This is a genomic window from Bradyrhizobium australiense (assembly GCF_013114825.1).
Lineage (GTDB): Bacteria > Pseudomonadota > Alphaproteobacteria > Rhizobiales > Xanthobacteraceae > Bradyrhizobium > Bradyrhizobium australiense.
The window spans coordinates 1-1,078 of record NZ_JAAVLX010000038.1; the positions used below are offsets into that span (position 1 = coordinate 1).

A 1,078-nucleotide genomic window follows, 5' to 3' on the forward strand; every position below is an offset into this window, starting at 1 on the left:
CCGTCGACTTTGCGCATGTTGATCTGACCGGAGGCGAGCAGAGCCCAGAACAAGCATCGTTGCCGTGTCGGCCGATGGCAGCACAGCCTGCGTCTTGATCCGCCGCTTAAACTCCTTGTGCAGCCGCTCGATGGCGTTGGCGGTGCGCGCGCTCTTCCACTGGCTCGGCGGCAACCGCGTGAACGTGAAGAGACGGTCGCCGGCTTCTGCAGGCTGTCGGCGACGGCGCGATGCTTGAGCCGCCATTTGCGGATGAAGGCCTTGCGCCGCGCTTCGATCTCCTCGCGGGTCGCCCCATAGATCATGTCGTTGTAGTCGGCAGTGATCTCCTCGTGCAGGCGCTCGGGCGCATGCGCCAAGAGGTTGCGGTGCTTGTGGACCGTGCAGCGCTGGACCGGCATGCCGTCCCACACGGCAGCGATCCCGGCCTCGAGCCCCGGCGCGCCATCGACGATAAGGAATTCGGGACGACGCAGGCCACGCCGGGTGAGGTCGTCGAGGACTGCCCGCCAGGCCTCGGTGCTCTCGCCGCCCATGCTCTTGATCGCGAGCAGCACTTTCTGGCCGTCCGCGCGCACGCCGATGACGACGAGATCGCGGTCGCCTTGCGATCGAGCCTCACGCGCACGACGGTGCCGTACCACTCGGTCGTCTTGCCGTTGGGCGTATTCAGCCGCCCGCGCGGCACCCCGACCGTCACCTTCCCAAATGTTCCAAGCAGCGAGCGCGATCGATGACCATGGCGGTGACCGGTAATGCCTGGCGTCTCTTCCGAACCGCCGCTCGGCGACTTCGCGCGCCGCGCGTAGCGCGAGCGGGCGAGCACCTCGTCGAGCTCGGCTTCCAGCATGGCCTGGAGAAAGTCGCGAGCGCGATCCCGAAGGTCGGCTTCAATCGGATCGAACCAGTTGTCGAAAAGCTGCCTCGTCGTCTCGATTTCGGACTGCGGCAGGCAAGGCGTCGTGATATGGCTTGTCATGGCGTGATCTCCACCGGCGCTCAAACGCCGGAATCGCTTGTTGGTCCAAGCTGGAGATTACGCCGCCCTCATTTTCCAACCACTCCCGCTACGGCACCC

1 pseudogene is annotated in these 1,078 nt (G+C 65.6%); it reads right to left on the bottom strand.

What is annotated here, in order from left to right:
• Positions 1 to 979: pseudogene (locus HCN58_RS35185) on the bottom strand (IS256 family transposase); the annotation flags it as partial.
• Positions 980 to 1,078 lie beyond the last annotated feature (99 nt).